General features: G+C 37.4%; 16 protein-coding genes. 3 read left to right on the top strand and 13 right to left on the bottom strand.

The annotated features are described in order from the left end of the window. Positions 1-93: 93 nt before the first annotated feature. The gene (locus tag HH214_RS12115; RefSeq protein WP_169608010.1) at positions 94-1,368 is read right to left on the bottom strand and encodes an ABC transporter ATP-binding protein; all 1,275 of its coding nucleotides are present in this window, start codon (positions 1,366-1,368) and stop codon (positions 94-96) included. Positions 1,369-1,392: 24 nt separating this feature from the next. After that, entirely contained in the window at positions 1,393-2,238 is an 846-nt protein-coding gene (locus HH214_RS12110; protein WP_211166213.1) for an ABC transporter permease, read from the bottom strand. Positions 2,239-2,865: 627 nt separating this feature from the next. Between HH214_RS12110 and HH214_RS12105 the strand changes: the two genes are divergently transcribed. Further along, positions 2,866-3,804: a glycosyltransferase family 2 protein gene (locus HH214_RS12105; RefSeq protein WP_169608008.1), complete on the top strand. Its 939-nt coding sequence runs from the start codon at positions 2,866-2,868 to the stop codon at positions 3,802-3,804. 80 nt (positions 3,805-3,884) lie between these two features. Here the strand turns inward: HH214_RS12105 and HH214_RS12100 are convergent, their stop codons facing one another. Genes HH214_RS12100 through glf form a run of 3 tightly spaced genes read right to left on the bottom strand, consistent with a single transcriptional unit; the run spans position 3,885 to position 6,843 of the window. Continuing rightward, on the bottom strand, positions 3,885-4,748 hold the full coding sequence (locus HH214_RS12100) for a glycosyltransferase family 2 protein (RefSeq protein ID WP_169608007.1): 864 nt from the start codon (positions 4,746-4,748) through the stop codon (positions 3,885-3,887). Between the two features lie 38 nt (positions 4,749-4,786). Further along, complete coding sequence (locus tag HH214_RS12095; protein ID WP_169608005.1) at positions 4,787-5,734, bottom strand: glycosyltransferase family 2 protein; 948 nt, start codon at positions 5,732-5,734, stop codon at positions 4,787-4,789. Further along, entirely contained in the window at positions 5,731-6,843 is a 1,113-nt protein-coding gene (gene glf / locus HH214_RS12090; RefSeq protein WP_169608003.1) for a UDP-galactopyranose mutase, read from the bottom strand. The genes HH214_RS12095 and glf overlap by 4 nt, the downstream gene beginning before the upstream one ends. Positions 6,844-7,197: 354 nt before the next feature. Here glf and HH214_RS12085 point away from each other — a divergent pair, with 354 nt between their 5' ends. Next, positions 7,198-7,458 carry a hypothetical protein gene (locus tag HH214_RS12085; RefSeq protein WP_169608002.1) on the top strand — a complete coding sequence of 87 codons (261 nt, stop codon included), beginning with the start codon at positions 7,198-7,200 and terminating at the stop codon, positions 7,456-7,458. Between the two features lie 143 nt (positions 7,459-7,601). Here the strand turns inward: HH214_RS12085 and HH214_RS12080 are convergent, their stop codons facing one another. Then, on the bottom strand, positions 7,602-8,120 hold the full coding sequence (locus tag HH214_RS12080) for a DUF4142 domain-containing protein (RefSeq protein ID WP_169608000.1): 519 nt from the start codon (positions 8,118-8,120) through the stop codon (positions 7,602-7,604). A 29-nt stretch (positions 8,121-8,149) separates the two neighbouring features. Beyond that, positions 8,150-9,154 (bottom strand): SDR family oxidoreductase, encoded by a 1,005-nt coding sequence (locus HH214_RS12075; RefSeq protein WP_169607998.1) that lies wholly within the window; start codon positions 9,152-9,154, stop codon positions 8,150-8,152. A gap of 362 nt (positions 9,155-9,516) precedes the next feature. On the opposite strand from HH214_RS12075, the gene HH214_RS12070 reads away from it, so the two are divergent. Continuing rightward, positions 9,517-10,521 (top strand): hypothetical protein, encoded by a 1,005-nt coding sequence (locus HH214_RS12070; RefSeq protein ID WP_169607997.1) that lies wholly within the window; start codon positions 9,517-9,519, stop codon positions 10,519-10,521. A gap of 17 nt (positions 10,522-10,538) precedes the next feature. Here HH214_RS12070 and HH214_RS12065 read toward each other — a convergent pair whose 3' ends face one another. From HH214_RS12065 to HH214_RS12040, 6 genes are all read right to left on the bottom strand, one after another. After that, positions 10,539-11,309: a hypothetical protein gene (locus HH214_RS12065; RefSeq protein WP_169607995.1), complete on the bottom strand. Its 771-nt coding sequence runs from the start codon at positions 11,307-11,309 to the stop codon at positions 10,539-10,541. Between the two features lie 142 nt (positions 11,310-11,451). After that, positions 11,452-11,967, bottom strand: a complete 516-nt coding sequence (locus tag HH214_RS12060; protein ID WP_169607994.1) for a hypothetical protein — start codon at positions 11,965-11,967, stop codon at positions 11,452-11,454. Between the two features lie 35 nt (positions 11,968-12,002). After that, entirely contained in the window at positions 12,003-12,599 is a 597-nt protein-coding gene (locus HH214_RS12055) for a hypothetical protein (RefSeq protein ID WP_169607992.1), read from the bottom strand. A gap of 9 nt (positions 12,600-12,608) precedes the next feature. After that, positions 12,609-15,368 carry an OmpA family protein gene (locus tag HH214_RS12050; protein ID WP_169607990.1) on the bottom strand — a complete coding sequence of 920 codons (2,760 nt, stop codon included), beginning with the start codon at positions 15,366-15,368 and terminating at the stop codon, positions 12,609-12,611. A gap of 5 nt (positions 15,369-15,373) precedes the next feature. Then, the gene (locus HH214_RS12045; RefSeq protein ID WP_169607988.1) at positions 15,374-15,850 is read right to left on the bottom strand and encodes a DUF4280 domain-containing protein; all 477 of its coding nucleotides are present in this window, start codon (positions 15,848-15,850) and stop codon (positions 15,374-15,376) included. A 6-nt stretch (positions 15,851-15,856) separates the two neighbouring features. Next, positions 15,857-17,674, bottom strand: a complete 1,818-nt coding sequence (locus HH214_RS12040; RefSeq protein ID WP_169607986.1) for a type VI secretion system Vgr family protein — start codon at positions 17,672-17,674, stop codon at positions 15,857-15,859. Positions 17,675-17,678: the final 4 nt, after the last annotated feature.

The raw sequence follows: 17,678 nt of genomic DNA, 5'->3' as shown, positions 1-17,678 counted from the left end.
GAAGCCTGCATTAACACAACATACCCTTTTTAATCTTAAATTAACCACAAGTTTATGAAAGGTGACTAAATAAGATATTTAAGCTAAATATCGCTATGACTTTTGTGCCCAATCCGGCCTGAACACGCTTACGCGACCGCGGCCCTCTAAAGCAAACTTTCTTCCGATACCGTCCAAGTTGTTTAAAGTAAAAAAGATGTCGCACTCATTATGTATTACACGCTTCACATATTGGATGCCTATATCAAATTCTATTCTGTACTTTCCTAAAGCAAGTGAGTTTGCCGGTATTCGAAATGCCTTTTTAAATTTTTGCGGTTCAAAGGTTTTTATCTTTTCTTCCCGGTCATCATACAACACGTAAGCTAACTGGTAATCAAATTCCGACCACAAAGTAAAGCCCATAATTAAACCCAGTACAGGGTTAAGCACTTCACCTTCCATTTCTACAATTAAATCATTAGTAGTTAAAAAACCTTTCTCCTTATCGCCCGGGTACACTACACATTTATAAAGCCTCACTTTGTCATCACCAGAATCCCCTATCCACAACTCCGATTTAGGTTTACTATTACCCTCATTAAAATAATTAGTAACGATGTTGTCAATCTTTCCAAATTCTGCCATACGGCCATTTTTCAGATACAAGCCTGTTGTGCAAAGTGCTGTTATAGCTGCCATATTATGGCTAACAAATATTATGGTCCGGCCTTCACTTTTACTCACATCATCCATCTTGCCGATACATTTCTTCTGGAACTCTGCATCGCCTACGGCTAAAACTTCATCAATAATTAAAATTTCAGATTCTAAGTGGGCGGCTACCGCAAAAGCTAGGCGGATGTACATACCGCTACTGTATCGTTTTACAGGTGTATCGATATACCGTTCAATGCCCGAGAAATCAACTATTTCATCAAATTTTTTCTTGATCTCCCATTTCTTCATGCCCAAAATAGCACCATTCAAAAAAATATTTTCACGGCCGGTAAGCTCTGGATGAAAGCCGGTACCTACCTCCAGTAAACTGGCAATACGCCCCTGCCCCATGATGAGCCCTGTAGTGGGTGATGTTACTTTAGTAAGAATTTTCAGTAAGGTACTTTTCCCAGCTCCATTACGTCCTATAATACCTAAAGCTTCACCTTTCTTAATTTCAAAACTAATATCTTTTAAACTCCATACATAGTTACCTTTTCCCTTGGTTGTACGGTCGTTAGTTTCGCCAATGGTCGAAAAAGGATCTTCTTTACCCCGTATTCTGGCCCACCACTTTTCAAAATCTCGGTTTAAGGATCCGGTACTAAACTCTCCTATCTGGTATAATTTGGAAATATTTTCTGCTCTGATAGCTATGTTATCGTTCATCCTGACTATACTAACCCTGAATTGTTATACCGTGTCAATAAAGTTTTTTTGAACTTTATTGAACACAATAACTCCTACTAATAAAATTATCAATGTAACTACTGTTGTATAAGCCAACATGCTCCAGCTAAATGTTGCCGCCCCTAAAAAGCCCATTCTGAATGTTTCAATAATGCTGGTCATTGGATTACACTTAACAATACTGACAAACCTTGCAGGAGTAGCTGACAACGGATAAGCAACAGTAGTAGAATACATGAGTAAAGGCACACCAAAATTAACCAGAAATGCCAAGTCGCGGTATTTGGTAGTTAGGGCGGATATAATCATGCCTAAGCCTAAACCTAAACCTGCCATTAGCATGATCAATAATGGAAATAAAATCAGGTATTGTGTAATGTGATACTGCATACCTGTAATATAGTAGTACAGCATCATTAGTATAAACAACAGCAACTGTACGCCAAACCTTACCAGGTTTGAAAATATAATACTGAGTGCCATAATTAACCGTGGGAAATATACCTTTCCAAATATGTAAGCATTGTCTCTGAACACGGCTGAGGTTTTAATGAGGCAATCAGAAAAGTAATTCCAGGTAATTACACCTGCCAAATAAAACAAAGGTTTAGGAAGCCCATCAGTTGATATACCTGCCACACCACCAAAAATTAAGGAAAAAATCACAACGGTGAAGATGGGCTGTAAAAAGAACCATATCGGTCCTAATATGGTCTGCTTATAAAAGGAAACAAAATCACGCTTAACCAATAGCCATAGCAAGTCGCGGTACTCCAGTGTTTCTTTAAGCTTAACATCAAATAACGAAGTATCAGGCTTTATCTCCCAGTATTTATCAGATTCATGCATTATTTCACTTTCTATACTTGTAACTAGCTATTATGCTTTCTTACTTGAACAACAAAAAGTAAATATAGTAGGTGAAAATACTTTCAGGTAGCAAACTTCTACTAATAAGTAAAATGCAGTTCACTCAATATTATACCTTTTAAATATATTGTACTTCACTAAAATAGCAGTTTCTACATGTACATTGTTGCTATTTAAAAATAAATCGGGTTAAAATATTAGTTCATTGATGATGAACATTACTAGTATCAGCAGAATAGGAGAAAGCTTAAAACAGCTGTGTAAACATACAGTATTTATCATTATTCTGATTTAATACTGTGTAAGTTTTTCGATGCAGTAATGTAGTTTTCTAATCAAACTTTGCATATTTACAACCTGTTGCCAAGCATTATCTTTTCTATAGGGTTGTAAGGCTACAAAATTTACATTCAGATCTGGCTCATTTTTTACTTAGAGCATTTTTTTAAGCATTAAAGCCGTTACTTTTACTTCTATACTAAAAGGTATAACGTAAGCTAAGCGGCATTAAATTTCAATGTACAGCTTTAAGCTTTTGAATCTGTTCAATATCAGATAACTGGCTATACATACATTTTTTAATTTTAATATACTTTTCAAACCGAGATGAGAGGATCATTTGTACTGGTAAACTATAACCGCAGGGAAGAGTTGTTAATAACGCTCGCTAAAACCAAGGCGATTATTGCGCAAAGCCGAGGCGAGTATGAGATTGTGGTGGTGGATAATGCTTCTACGGATGGCAGCTCAGCAGCAGTGAAGGCGCAGCATGATGATGTGGTGCTGATTGAAAATCCGGTCAATACCGGAGCACCAGCCTGGAATTTGGGTTTTGCAAGAGCCAGGGGAGAATACTTTATTATTATTGATGATGACAGTCATGTAGTTTCGGGCTTGCAGGAGGCTTTAGATCACATGGATGTGCATCAGGATATAGGCGTGCTGGCTTTGAATGTGCTGACGGGTCCGTACACAAGTGCAGGCTGGGGCTGGCAGGATGGGCAGAACATTGTAGGCTTTATTGGCTGCGGAGCTATTTATCGTAAAAAGGTGTATGAACAGGTAGGCGGTTATGCAGACTGGATCTTTTTGTATGCCAATGAATGGGATTTAGGTTTGAGGGTGATAGATGCGGGTTATCGGGTGTCGTACTTTGCTGATTGCACGGTGGATCACCGAACCAGTGCCCTCAACAGGACCAATAAACGCCTGCGCATTTTATGTACTAAACATGAAATGGGTATTATTTACAAACACTTTAATACTTCCAGATGGAAGTATATATCCCGTTTAATTTTAAACAACTTAAAGCCCCTTCAAAGAGGGCATTTCAAGGAAACATATTATAACATTCTTGGCTTTTACGAATTTTTTAGGTTTCGTAAATCATTAAAGCAAACGCCTGTTTCCATGGCTACGCAAAACTTCTTTTTGAATAATTTCACAACCGCACGCTTTGCTTTTGGTTTCATAAAATATAATGCTACAAGAGTAGCCAGAGTTTTAAAAATAAAGCCTGCACATACTTTTATTAAAGCTAAATAGTGGTTTTTCTAACTAAGATTTATAAAAAAGTTACTTACTAACTCTCTTACAAAAGGTATAGTGTTTTACCTTTTATATTCTTAAACTATTTTATAAAAACGCCGGGTTGCCCAGCAGCTAACGCTGTAAAAGTCTTGTACGGCTTTATTAACTGGTGTATTTTCTATGCTTTTTCGCATTTTTAAAAACTCTCTTAATGCAGCAATGTGCCAAGGAATAACTTTCAGCCCGTTTGTAGGAATAGTTTTTAAATGGTTGAGGTAAACTCTGGTTACATAGCGAAGACGATCTTTCTTGTTAAAAAACTTGTACACTATAGCCATTTCATTTCGGATAGAAAAAACTTTAAGCCGTTCAGAAGTACGGTTTATACTGCTGGTACGATGGTTAACATGGCAATTTTCGAAATACCTGATTTTATACCCAGCATCCAAACACCTAATAGCGTATTCCCACTCATGCGTATAAATGAACAGCCATTCAGCAAATCCACCTATCTTGTTATACACTTCTTTACGAATAATAGCTCCGCAACCAATAAAGTCAATACTATCACGTAAATGGTAAAGGTAATGTGTTGTAAATGCCCCATTAACAATATTTAAAGCTACAATTCCTACATCCAAATTAGTATCTAAAACCTCAATAGCACAATCTAAGCCGTCTTCAATGTTACTGTCGTCATCCAGAACTATCAAATACTTACCTTTAGCCACCTCAAAGCCATCATTCCAGCCTGCAACTCCATTGTTTACTTTTCGCTCAACAATAATTACATCAGGAAATTGCTTTTTAACAGCTGCTACTGAATTATCAGGCGATGCATTATCCACTACAATAATCTCATAATCGTCTTTGTCAGCCATTAGCTGTTTTGTTTTTTGTATTGTAGTTAATAATTCTTTTTCCCGATTATAATTTAAGATGACGAACGAAAGTTTCATACAGATTTATGAAGAAATTAGGGTTTTATTTGTGGGTATTATTTCTTAATTAATAAGGTTGGCTTATCTGCTTTAAAGGTGTTGGTTATACTTTTAACAATGCTTAATAAGTCTCTTTTGATAAAGTTAAAAGCCGGATTAGTGTGCTTAAATATTGATAAAAACATATCCTGACTTCTTTTATTGACAGGAGTACGAGTAAGCGTTTTTTTAATTTTAAAAAACTTAACAGCTCCTAGAAAATGATACCACGTCAGTTTGAATTGTGCCTGCCGGAGTCCTTTCATGTTATTAAAAAATATTCTGCTTATATACTTCCACCTGTTTTCTGGGAAATGTTTATAAACAATGCCCATTTCATGACAGGTGACAAACACACGCAGGCGTTTATTAGTTCTGTTGAGGGCACTGGTTCGGTGATCCACCGTGCAACCAGCAAAATACGACACCCGATAACCCGCATCTATCACCCTCAAACCTAAATCCCATTCATTGGCATACAAAAAGATCCAGTCTGCATAACCGCCTACCTGTTCATACACCTTTTTACGATAAATAGCTCCGCAGCCAATAAAGCCTACAATGTTCTGCCCATCCTGCCAGCCCCAGCCTGCACTTGTGTACGGACCCGTCAGCACATTCAAAGCCAGCACGCCTATATCCTGATGCACATCCATGTGATCTAAAGCCTCCTGCAAGCCCGAAACTACATGACTGTCATCATCAATAATAATAAAGTATTCTCCCCTGGCTCTTGCAAAACCCAAATTCCAGGCTGGTGCTCCGGTATTGACCGGATTTTCAATCAGCACCACATCATCATGCTGCGCCTTCACTGCTGCTGAGCTGCCATCCGTAGAAGCATTATCCACCACCACAATCTCATACTCGCCTCGGCTTTGCGCAATAATCGCCTTGGTTTTAGCGAGCGTTATTAACAACTCTTCCCTGCGGTTATAGTTTACCAGTACAAATGATCCTCTCATCTCGGTTTGACCTGAATTTGATCTTCAAAAATTTTTAATGAACGAGCTACAACCTGATCCATATTATAATACTTGTAGTCTGCAAGTCTGCCGCAAAATACTACATGGTCTAACTTATCAGCTTCTTCTTGATATTTCCTGAATAACAAATGGTTATCTTCCTTAGGTATCGGATAATACTTTTCCATACCACCTTCGGCAGGCATAGGATACTCACGGGTAATTGTAGTTACCTGGCTTTTTTGCTGCGTAGCATGCTTCCATTCAACAACCCTTGTAAAATCATAGTCATTCGGATAATTGATTTGCTGATGGCTTTGATACTGTTCTTGGTTTAAAGTCTCATGCTCAAAACGTAAAGACCGATAAGGAAGCTTACCATACTTGTAATCAAAAAATGAATCAATAGGTCCGGTATAGATAAGCTTTTTATGGGAAATCTCATTAATTATGGTGCGATAATCCGTTTGCAACATAATAGAGATGTTTGGATGTGATAACATTTTTTTAAACATGGCAGTATAACCATGCTTAGGCATACCCTGATAACTATCCGTAAAATACCGATCATCACGGTTAGTGCGTACTGGTATACGTCCGGCAACACTTGCTGCTAATTCCTTAGGTGGTATTCCCCACTGCTTTAAAGTATAACCTTTAAATAGCTTGTTATATAAATCTTCACCAACTTGGCTAGTTACCACTTCCTCCGAATTAGTTGGTGTTTTTACTGGAATTTTGACCTGATCGTAATAAGCCTGCACTTCTGCTGGTGATTGAAGATTTAAACCATACAGCAGTTTTAAAGTATCTAAATTTATAGGTATAGGAACTAAAGTGCCATCAACATAAGATTTTACCCGATGATAATGATAATGCCAGTCTGTAAATGCGGACAGATAACTAAAAACACCTTTATCGTTAGTATGGAACCAATGCGGGCCGTATTTATGAATTAAAATACCGGCTTCATTATAGTAATCAAAAGCGTTTCCGCCTATATGATCTCTTTGGTCTACAATTAGAACCCTTTGGTTAAGCTGTGAAGCTATACGTTCTGCGAAAACACTACCCGAAAAGCCAGCCCCCACAATTAGGAAATCAAACATTCAAAAACTAGTTTTATAACTTACTCTAATGATTACTACTAACAAAAAGTGTATATATGGTGGATCGGATGAGGACTCTAATTTAATAAGATCAGCTGTATTTAACTATAAAAATATTAATTTAATTAGATTGTAACTACTTTTTTATAAAGCACTGCATAAAGTTTATACTTTATCCCTATAAAGAGCTTTATTAAAGCAATTACTACATTAAAATTCTCATACCTGTTGAATGCAGTTGGATATTCTAATCTTATTAAGTCCCTAAGCACTTAGCTGAATTGTTCAATAGATGTTTATCTATACTAACCTGTAAATAATGTTTACCTTGCCTTAAGCATACTATTCATACTCATGAGCAAAACCAACACTATAGGCTTTTCATACAAAGTGGAACACATAACTTTACAAGGCTTTGATGATACCTTACAGGTAACCAATAGCTTTGTAACAACCGATGTTATTGAGCAGATTAACCAAAAACTAAAAGATAAAAACTTTAAAGTTGACGAAAGATCGTTACATATTAAGTATGTAGCAGATCAACTTTATATTGATGGCTTTGCTTTAGAAATTCAAGAGCCTAAAACAGTTGGCTTTCTATCAGGTAGGTAAAAGCCATTTTGGAACAAACTCTAACATTTTTGCAAACAAAAAAGCCTACTTGATTAAATATTCAAGTAGGCTTGATTTTTATCTGTTTCCGCTTTTAGTATCAGCTTATTACTTATAGACTGGTTCTTAGCTGATGATAAAAACTACTTAGCTACATCTTTAATTTGAGCATCAAGAGCCATAATTGCAGCCAGATGTTGCTTTAATATGGGCAAGGTTTGCTGAACAAAGGCTTTCACTGCAGAATCTTTTCCTTTGATAGCATAATCTTGAAACAAGATAACAGCTTGCCGGTGGCTAGGCGCCATCATATGTACATACATCCGGTCAAAATCTTTACCGGATGCTTTGCTCAACATCGGATCGTTTACCGGGGGAGTTGTGGCTTGTGATGGTACTTGGTAACCTTTAGCTTTGGCCAGCTGCATTAACTGCGTTTGTGCCTTAGTATGATCAGTTACCATACGCTGACCATAAGCTTTTACGTCTGCTCTGGCAGCTTTTTGTGAGGCTAATTTACCTGAAGCAATTTCATGTAAATTGGAAATGCTGGCATGCGTAATAAAGTGCAGCGTTGCAGTATCAGTATTAGCACTTTGTGCCCTTGCGTTGTTTAGCACCGCAACACTGATAAGGGTAATTAGAATGATTAATTTTTTCATAGATTTTTTAATAATAATTAGTGTAAATATTAAGGCTGACCAACACCTCCGGCCGCGCCATATATTTGCCCATTAGCATAGCTGGCATCACTAGCCGCCAGCTGCACATAAATAGAAGCCAGTTCGGCTGGTGCACCAGGACGGCCAAGTGGCGTCCAGCTGCCAAAAATTTGCTGCTTTTCTCCAGTGGTTCCGCCACTTACCTGTAGAGCCGTCCAGATAGGGCCGGGCGCTACACCATTTACGCGAATACCTTTTGGTCCTAACTGCTTAGCTAGTGACTTTACGTAGTTCATGGTAGCTGCTTTAGTTTGTGCATAAGCATACAACCAGGGGTCCGGGTTATAAGCCTGTTCTGAAGTAGTCCCAATGATAGCCGATCCCGGAGGCAGATGTGGCAAAGCTTCTCTGATAATCCAGAATGGGGCGTAGATATTCGTTTTCATTATAGAATCGAACTCCTCACTGGTTACATCTAAGATAGAACTGGCTGCTTGTTGCCGGCCTGCATTGCTTACAATAATGTCTAATCCGCCTAGTTCAGTTAAGGCTTTTTGTACCAATTGCTTACAAAAAGCTTCATCCCGTAAATCGCCAGGAATAGCTACAGCTTTACGACCTTCCTTTTTGATTAATGCAATAACCTCACGAGCATCAGGTTCTTCAGTAGGATAATAGTTGATAGCGACATCGGCACCTTCACGGGCATACGCAATAGCAGCTGCACGCCCCATACCTGAATCACCGCCGGTAATCAGTGCTTTTCTGCCAGCTAAGCGGCCAGAACCCTTGTAGCTAGTTTCGCCACAATCAGGTACCGGGTCCATTTTGCTTTGCAACCCTGGCCAGGGTTGAGGTTGACTTTTAAAAGGTGGTTTAGGATATTTTCCTTTAGGATCTTCAAGCTTCGGAGAACTTGGTAAGTCAATTTCAGAGCCAGTTGCTCCCAGAACTGGCGACACCGCTGCTACAGCCATTGTAGTGCCCAAACCAGCAATTACCTGGCGCCTGGTTAACTTATTTTCTTCATTCATAATAGGTAGTATTTGGATGAATAACTAACTATCTGGTAAATAGATTTAATTAAATTTGCTTTCCTGATAAATTAGCTTAAAACATTAATTCTTATTACCGTCGCTTCGGCTTAAGCATATCCTGTTTTCAAGGCAACCATATTTAATTTTTTCATCAGATGATTCGACTTTAATTCTGCTTGAACTATTGATTTAGACAAGCTTCTGAAATTGAGTTTTCAAAATAATTATTACTGTAAGTTCAGCATCTACTAATATTAATCATGTTACTTTGAAATCTAAAGGGAGTTTTAATTGTTAATCGATAACATAATACAATGCCTTTTTTTAATCAAGTAGGATAAAGAACTGGTTACAGCAAAATGGACGTAGAAAACAACTTTGAACCTAATAAAAAAGTTTCCTTTTCCAATAGCTTTTCATTGCTTTTGAAACTGGCACCAGCTAATTTTAAAAGAAGTTATGGCTATTTACTCACCGTAAAAGATGGAGAGCACGAAAATACCTTAAAATATGAAGTAGATATTACTTACATTAAAACTATTCCTGAAAAAGCAAGGCTATTTGAGCTTAAACGAACTTCTAAAGTTTACATTAATGATATGGAGCCCGATCTTTTAATTGATCAATTGGCTTATGAAGCTGGCTCGGTTATATATCCTTTAGTAGTAGAAATAGATTTTGATGGAAAATTTTTAGCTATACATAATTATGAGGAAATAAAAAACCGTTGGCAGGTAAAACGAAAACAAATTACTTCGTATTTTACTGGTGAAGAAGCAGAAAAATATTGCAAACTGATGGATAAAACAATAGCATCAGAAAGCAAACTTAACTGGAGCCTTGCTAAAGACTACTTAATTAGTACGTACTTTTCTCCCATTTATAAATCATACACCTCAAAGCTTGAGATTACTGAACCAAATGCATTTCCTTTAGCTGGTAAAGCACAGCCTGTTGCTTTTCAAATAACGCAACAAGTACAAGAAAACCTTAATGAACTCAATGCAATAGAACTATGGCATGGAGGAGTAACTTCAGATGAAAGAAGCGCTCTTGATGTAGAGCAGGAGCAAGATTTTCCATTGAACAGGGGCGTTGATGAAAGCTTGAATGCAGTGGAAGGACAATACACAGCACGTTATTTATTACATGCAAATACAAAAGCTATACGGTCTATCAATGCCGAATGGAAATTGAGTTTAAGAATGCCGTTAATAATTACTTTAAGCTTATACGAAACTCAGCCCAATAATACACCTACACAATCACAAAATAATGACAGTTACAATAGTTTATTATTGTTAGACAAAGAAGAACCAACAACTTTATTAGGTTCTATCTGGAAGTCACTGTTTGGCGGCTAATATCAACAACCTAATACTTAAATTACCTCCATTGTTGTTTTACCTTGCGGCAAATAGACGGAGAGTTCAATTGTTAATTCTTCACCTGTTTTCTTATCTATTAGAGTTAATGCTGATTCTCCATTAGGCTTCTTTAGGGCAGCTATTTTACCATTTGCATAAAGATGTACAACTGCATCAAGCGGCAAAGCCTCTACTTTGAATCCTGATTGAAAATCAGTAATTAGTTCTTGTAATCTGGCATCAGATTCTTGTTTATTAAGATACATAGTAGTGGACATAATTTGTTCACGGTTAGCCAAAGCTGCCTTAAAACGGTCGTACGCTGCCTGATCGATTAAATCAGCTACTTGCTGGTACGCTGCTCTTACCTGTTCTTTAAGATCGGGCATTGTTCTTAAATCTGTAGCATTTTGAAAAGCTTGGATGGTATAAGGTACATCAGCCATAAAAATGCTTTCATGTGTAAGAACAGGATAATACTTGGATGCATCTACCGGAGGGAATTCATATCCTGGAAGTTGTTCTTTGAACGTAAAGCTATGATTAACATCAAAGACTTTAATATTGTACTTGAATTCGGCGTTAGGGCTCACTGACAATTCGCCTGGTAAAGGCAGTAACTTAATACTTAATTTTTGTTTGCCGCTTTGAAATATACCGGGGTTAATAGGAACCATGGTAGAAGCTTGCCCTGCCACACTTAAAGTAAATACTGGTATGTCGTTCACGCTAGCTTCAAATTGACAGGAAGCTGCGCTAAAATCTATTTGATAATAAGGCTGCATTATTTTATAGTTTTTACTTTTCTCAATAGTTATAGGTTGAGCATTTATGTCCTGACCGCGTTTAGGCGTACATGATATGCAGGTGCTTACACCTACTAGAAATGTTATAATTCGTATGAGAAATTTCATCAACTAATCTTACTCACTGTTTTAAAACTTTAACCTCAACAAGGTTTAAACGCCTTTTTAATCGTTCTGCAATAAAATTTACCTGTTGCTTATAAGAACCTGCATCCGACCAAATGATGAAGAGATATTTATCTTTTGTAAAATACCTTCGATCCAATTTTGCAGTTAGCTTTCTTATTTCATTTTTTAGTAGAGGTAAGGATTTGTAGCCTACAATATATACTCCTAATTCCTGATCGTGATGCGGCTGTACATACATAGCCATCAATACACCACTAACTGCTTGAATGTTGACACCATCATAAATACTACTTATTATATTAGCATCAGTTACCACAGCCGGATTAGAAGTGATACCCATTGATTTGGCTTCTTGACTAATTGGCTGGATTACAAACCCTGATGGAATTTCACTGGCAAGTAGTTCAAATGTATTTGGAAAAAGAGTTGAATTCTTAATTTTATTTGATTGTGCAACACAAGTTATTATCGTACAAATAAGTATAGTACTTAATCCTAGTCTTTTCAATGAATTTAATCTTTTTTGGGGACTGTCACTCAAATTTATGGCTTGTATGTTTTTATTACTCTGTCCAATACAGTTTTAAAGTTGGTTTCATAACTTGGCTTCACCATGTTATTAATGAGTACTACATTTGTATTTTCAACAAGCTTTCCGTTTTCTATAGGGTGGCTTTTGGACAACAAAAGTGATAATCCTGGTTTTACATTTCTCCACAAATAAGCCGAACTGCTAGGGTAAAGTTTATTGTTCCTGTCTTTCTTTTGTACTTCCGGCTCAAGTACAACGGGCTTGCTATAATGACTAAAAATATATTTATTAATAGCCTTTGAGGTAGCATCGGTTTCGAAACCGATAATTAAGCCTACTAATTTTTTATCCTCTACAGAATTTAATAAGTAAGAAACGAAACAATCTTCCGTAAGCGCAACTGGGCCAAAGTTATAACCAGCAATATCATAGGTGGTATAGGCCGGTAAACTGGTTAAAGGTTCTGTCCGATCGGCAGATTTTTTCCGGTTTTTAACTAATACGCGTGGGTCTTCCTTAAATGTCAGCTTTTCTAAATCAACCTTTTCTTGTGCGGTACAAGAGTAGCTCATAAAGCTTGCAACCATAATTATTAATATTTTTCTCATATTTACTGTTTAATCATTTTTAATCAGCATAAAGTTTGCACTGATACCAGATACTTCCTCAAAGCTTTTAATCACATCAAACTTCGGTATCAAATCGCGATACTCACCTTTTTTCTCATAAAACGTGTGGTCTTTAGAAACACTTGGAACTTTTTTCGAAGAAATTCCCGCCTTTACAACAATTATGTATTCTACATCTAGTCCATCAAAACCAAGCACAGGGCGATAATAAATGCCATCATCTACGCAGTTCAATTTATGCCCAAAGGTAACCGAGCCGCTGCTTTTAGCACTCATTTCAAAATAGCCGTTGGCTTTAACAACAACTAAAGATACTTGTGCCTTAACATACATGCCGGCTTTAATCTCTACCTTTAGTCTTGCTGTAGTTTGTAATTTTAATGCTGTGTCTGATCCGTCACTTACCGTATTAAATGAAAAATTAATATTGTCAAGGTTAATGATACCGCTTACTACCAAATCAATATACACATCTGCCTGCGTTTTAAACCCGAAATCGTCGTCACCTACATCAACACCCTTGTTCATCATATCTTTTATTTTTTGATATAGTTCAAGTGCAGGTCTTGATGCAGCGCCTTCGCTAAAAGCACCTGCAACAGCCGAAATTGTCAAACCCAGCAAATCCACCGTCATCTCCAATCCTATGAGCGGCGTTGCAGATATATTAAATTCAACTTGTGTGCCAATCTTCTCTATGGCCTGCTTTGCTTTTCTGGCTCGTTTTAAATACCAACTGGCATCTATCGTTAAATTGGGTGGTTTTACCTCAAATAAAACAGGTGTGTTTTTAAATCCAATGTTTCTGATGAATCCTTTAGTTCTGTTGGTGATCGCATCAGCCATATTACCCATGGAGGCAAACAAGTCATACAGTTTCTTGAGCTTTATATCATAATCTTTGGTTTGATAAAGCTTTTTCTTTTGCCCTTTGTTCCATTCACTTTGGAGACTCATTTTCCAACTGGCTTCCTTTTGCTCCCACCGCCGTTCAGCGCCAATTTTACCAGCTTTTTTCTGCAAATCTTTAAGCTTATCTTTTGATAAGTTTTGCCCTTTGATGCTTAAATCGTTCGTAAGGTTCAGATGGAAGGCAAATATCCATTTGATATCAGGATATGCCTTAACTAAAATACTTGGCTTATTTTTATCAGAAAAATAACGGCAGGTATTTACATAGTACAAAAAGTTGTTAGTCTGGTTATAGATAGGCCATATATACCTGAACGGGAAAACTTCTACATTAGCTAAGTTAGCAAAAATTTCTGCCGGTAAAACTTCACCTTGCATGGTAACGCTGGTAGCTGGTTTTGATTCTTGTGCTGAAATATGGCTTACAACTTTGATCTTTTTGTTATCGTGCACCTTGGGTGTGCCTTTGTATAAACATCCGGCTACATTGAAGTCTTTAATGGTAATATTAAGCTTCTTCTTGAGGTTGATATCTGGCGATATGGTTTCATAAATCAAGCTTTGTGCATCACTCGAAAATATCTTGAACTTTATAGTAGTTCTTCGATTTTGTTCATGCTGTTCTTTGGTAAGATGCTCGCCTTTGATGAGCAGCATAGTTTTTCCATAGCCTTTTGCTGTTATACGGTTTGCTGAAATGCCTTTTGATATCAAATAATCAACAGCGGCTTTAGCCCGTCTTTCAGATAGGGCCATGTTATACTCAGGCTTGCCTCTATCATCAGTGTGCGACCCTAATTCAACCGGCACATAAGGCGATTCCAGTAAAAAGTCTCCTATTTTATTGAGTATAGGTTTGGCATCTGCCCTAATAAATGATTTATCAAAATCATAATGAATCATCTCTGAAATGATAAAATCTTTATGAATTTCACCTTTCAGGCGCAGCTTACCTTCATCAAACAATACAACTCTATCCTGGTCATCAGCAACTTCAATACGGGTAAAGCCACACAGCTCATAGCGTTTAATATTAAGCTCGTTTGCACCAAGCTTAACCGGACTTAAATTGGCTGATGGTAGAACTTTAGGCGTATTAATCAACTTATGCTTAACCCTCAAATACCGTGCATGATACACATCACCATTAGGGGTAGTATCTTTGATAAGACCGTTAACCTCTTTGGCTGTAACTGTAATATAAAATTCGTTATCCTCGGTAGCATACTTCATTTTGCCGAACCAGGAAAACGTGTTACGAATAAATAAATTAACCTGCCCATTGGTGCATTTAACACCATTATAGGTGTGCACTAATACATCAGGCCCCCATCTGTGGCTATAAACGTTAACAACAAGCTCGCTGTTACATAAGCCTACTGTATCAATATGTAGTTTAACATCATCACCGTAATAAATAGGATTCGCTACTGTAACGGGTTTGCCATCAGCCCAGCTCCAGCTCGACTTTACTATAGCCGGTGGGCAATATCCTCTTACTAAAAGACCAGTATCTTTACTTTTATCAATTTGCCCAGTTAAAGTAGCTTCTAGATAATACTGATTATAAACTCCGCACTTTTCTGGAGGAATGCTTAATTGGCTAACTACAGGCCCACGATTACCAAATTGCATGAGTATTTTATTTCTACGCCCATCCTCAAGCAACCATTTAACAGCCTTTTTATCTTCATCCTTAGTGCCTGTAACCCATTCAGAAACCTCAAATTTGTTTGGCTGATTAGCAACTATAACTAAACATGTTCCATTACCCATTTTGGGATAATATTTACCTCCGGCATGTTTAATTTTTAATACTCCTTTTTGGTTAGACATATCAATCACTGAAATATTAAACCTTCAATATCTTCTTCTGGCTGATCCATTTCTTTAAGATCAACAGCCGGATTTAAAGCATTAGCAACTGCTGGTTGGGCATTTTTAAAGTTCTGCTTACTTAATTCGGCAGATTGTCCGTGCAAAACAATCCTGATGCATTCCGGACCACCAATAGGGCAAGTAGCTTTGCTGTTCTCTAACAAAATTTTGCCACCATTACTTAAAACAACCTCTTCAAAATAATGCTTCCATTCACTAACCACGGCTGTACAAACTCTATTGTTTTGTTTACTGCATGAGCCGAAAGTGTTTTTTTCGAAAGTTGTACCAAGATCTTTTGTGTTAGCTATTAATTTAAAAGCTGAATTTTGGTCATTTGCGTATTCCTTTTGCTGTGATAGCACCTTTAATTTATCTGTAGCTGTGCCAAAATTACATTGACAGGTAGCGCCTTGTACAACTAAATGTTCTTGTGCCATAGCTTTTTAAAATAAATTGACCTTTTCAGAGCTTTGAATATTTACCTTCTTAGATGAAACGAGCTCCATATCTTCATCAGCACTATGGGCTGTTACCTTGCCAGCAATCGTTTCCGACAGTTTGGCCCGGTGTGTAGCGCTATCATCAGCTGTGGATAGGATATCTTTAGCGGTAATTGTATGTGTTTTAATTGCACTTTCACTCAATGTATCGCCGGCAGTAGTATAAACATTTTTACCTGCAGTGCTGGTTAAATTTTCTTCAGCACTAATAGTTATATTTTTAGCAGATATATTAATATTTTCAAGTGCAGTAATAGTAATATTGTTGCCAACCGTATCAATTTTAATCACATTATTGTTACGATCGGTGATTGTGATAGCCTGTGTGGCAGCACTATCATCAAAACCTATGATATGCCCACTACGTGTAGCAATGCTCTTTAAATGGTTATTAACTTGACGTATGCTATCGCCACTATTTCCGTGATATACACTACCCATAATTACAGGACGTGCTATATTCCCCTCTTCAAAACCAACCAGCACTTGGTCATTAACTTCAGGTATGGCAAAAAATCCTCTATTATTTTGACCTTGATCGTCATGTCCGGCACTTGGAGTAACCAACCTCAACCATTCTGTTGGGTCGTTGGAAGTACATTGCCATTTAAATTGAACTTTTATGCGCCCTTGCTTTTCAGGATCATTATTGTCGAGTACCGTAGCCAGTTGCATATCAGCAAGTGGCTTTTCAACTTTACGTACTGGCAACTTTTCAGAATCTGCTGACACACCCTCAAAAGTATTTTGGTAATGACCCACGCCATCCAATTGATGATAAACTGCAGTAACCAAAAATTTACCAAAATCCTGAACCTGAAAACCTATTTCGGCACGCATACTAGTACTAATGCTTACTATTCCTCCAAGTTTCACTTGCGGGTTATCACCATTTCCCATTATACTCAACAACTCAGATATTAATGCTTTATGTTCATTTGTCACAAAGTTATCTATCTCTTTTTGCGAATTCACCCTAACATCTAAAGGCTCATTGTATTGTTTACTATAAACCTGGTTAGATGCTGCAATAGCATGAGAAAGATCGGGCGAAGAAGGATTGCTGCGTGATGGTTGTGCGCTCAATAATTGATCTTGCTGTGAATGATATGAAAATTTCTGATAATTAAGCGGCGCTATTTGCATGCCGTATTGCAAACTATGCAGATCACGTCCGTAGATAAGCGTTACTTCATCCAGCTTGGCTGGCTTTCCAAAATTAAGCTTAACACCATCGTAATAAAACCATTCATGATATTCTGCCGAAAGACGATTAATGAACTCAAAATCACTTTCTCGGTACTGAATAATATAATCTATTGGTGAGGTATAGGTCGGAGCAATATTCATGCTCAGATCATTCTGCGGTGCATCAGCTGTTGCTTTCTCTACAATAGTTTTAAGATCTTTATTTAAATATGAGCCTAAATCTGGCCCACGATCAATCAATATACTCGGACTAAATCCACTTACTACTATATCGCCCTGGAAACCATGACTTTGAGCAATCTCAACCCGGGTTATTTTACCTATAAACTGGTGCTCATAATCTTGACCCCGGCCAAACTGAACCGTCAAATTTTTCCCTATAAACTCTTTAGATTTTTCGAGGGTAACTTTATTAGTATTTTCTATCTGGTCGTGGTTAAAACGCAATTGAAAAGTGTGGTGTTCATTAAAGCGTTGCGCCAGGTTAAAACTCGAAAAGTGTGTGATGGATGTACCTTCTATACTAATATCAATTTTTATCTTGGTTTCCATATTA

Origin of the sequence: Mucilaginibacter robiniae, from assembly GCF_012849215.1 — a bacterium.
In the GTDB taxonomy this organism is placed as follows: Bacteria; Bacteroidota; Bacteroidia; order Sphingobacteriales; family Sphingobacteriaceae; genus Mucilaginibacter; species Mucilaginibacter robiniae.
Note: the sequence above shows the minus strand (reverse complement) of the source record. Positions and strands in the feature narration are given on the sequence as shown.

Bases quoted from the DNA above. Each gene is read 5' to 3' on its own strand.
- HH214_RS12115 (WP_169608010.1), bottom strand. From the start codon at position 1,368: ATGAACGATAACATAGCTATCAGAGCAGAAAATATTTCCAAATTATAC.
- HH214_RS12110 (WP_211166213.1), bottom strand. From the start codon at position 2,238: ATGCATGAATCTGATAAATACTGGGAGATAAAGCCTGATACTTCGTTA.
- HH214_RS12105 (WP_169608008.1), top strand. From the start codon at position 2,866: ATGAGAGGATCATTTGTACTGGTAAACTATAACCGCAGGGAAGAGTTG.
- HH214_RS12100 (WP_169608007.1), bottom strand. From the start codon at position 4,748: ATGAAACTTTCGTTCGTCATCTTAAATTATAATCGGGAAAAAGAATTA.
- HH214_RS12095 (WP_169608005.1), bottom strand. From the start codon at position 5,734: ATGAGAGGATCATTTGTACTGGTAAACTATAACCGCAGGGAAGAGTTG.
- glf (WP_169608003.1), bottom strand. From the start codon at position 6,843: ATGTTTGATTTCCTAATTGTGGGGGCTGGCTTTTCGGGTAGTGTTTTC.
- HH214_RS12085 (WP_169608002.1), top strand. From the start codon at position 7,198: ATGAGCAAAACCAACACTATAGGCTTTTCATACAAAGTGGAACACATA.
- HH214_RS12080 (WP_169608000.1), bottom strand. From the start codon at position 8,120: ATGAAAAAATTAATCATTCTAATTACCCTTATCAGTGTTGCGGTGCTA.
- HH214_RS12075 (WP_169607998.1), bottom strand. From the start codon at position 9,154: ATGAATGAAGAAAATAAGTTAACCAGGCGCCAGGTAATTGCTGGTTTG.
- HH214_RS12070 (WP_169607997.1), top strand. From the start codon at position 9,517: ATGGACGTAGAAAACAACTTTGAACCTAATAAAAAAGTTTCCTTTTCC.
- HH214_RS12065 (WP_169607995.1), bottom strand. From the start codon at position 11,309: ATGCAGCCTTATTATCAAATAGATTTTAGCGCAGCTTCCTGTCAATTT.
- HH214_RS12055 (WP_169607992.1), bottom strand. From the start codon at position 12,599: ATGAGAAAAATATTAATAATTATGGTTGCAAGCTTTATGAGCTACTCT.
- HH214_RS12050 (WP_169607990.1), bottom strand. From the start codon at position 15,368: ATGTCTAACCAAAAAGGAGTATTAAAAATTAAACATGCCGGAGGTAAA.
- HH214_RS12045 (WP_169607988.1), bottom strand. From the start codon at position 15,850: ATGGCACAAGAACATTTAGTTGTACAAGGCGCTACCTGTCAATGTAAT.
- HH214_RS12040 (WP_169607986.1), bottom strand. From the start codon at position 17,674: ATGGAAACCAAGATAAAAATTGATATTAGTATAGAAGGTACATCCATC.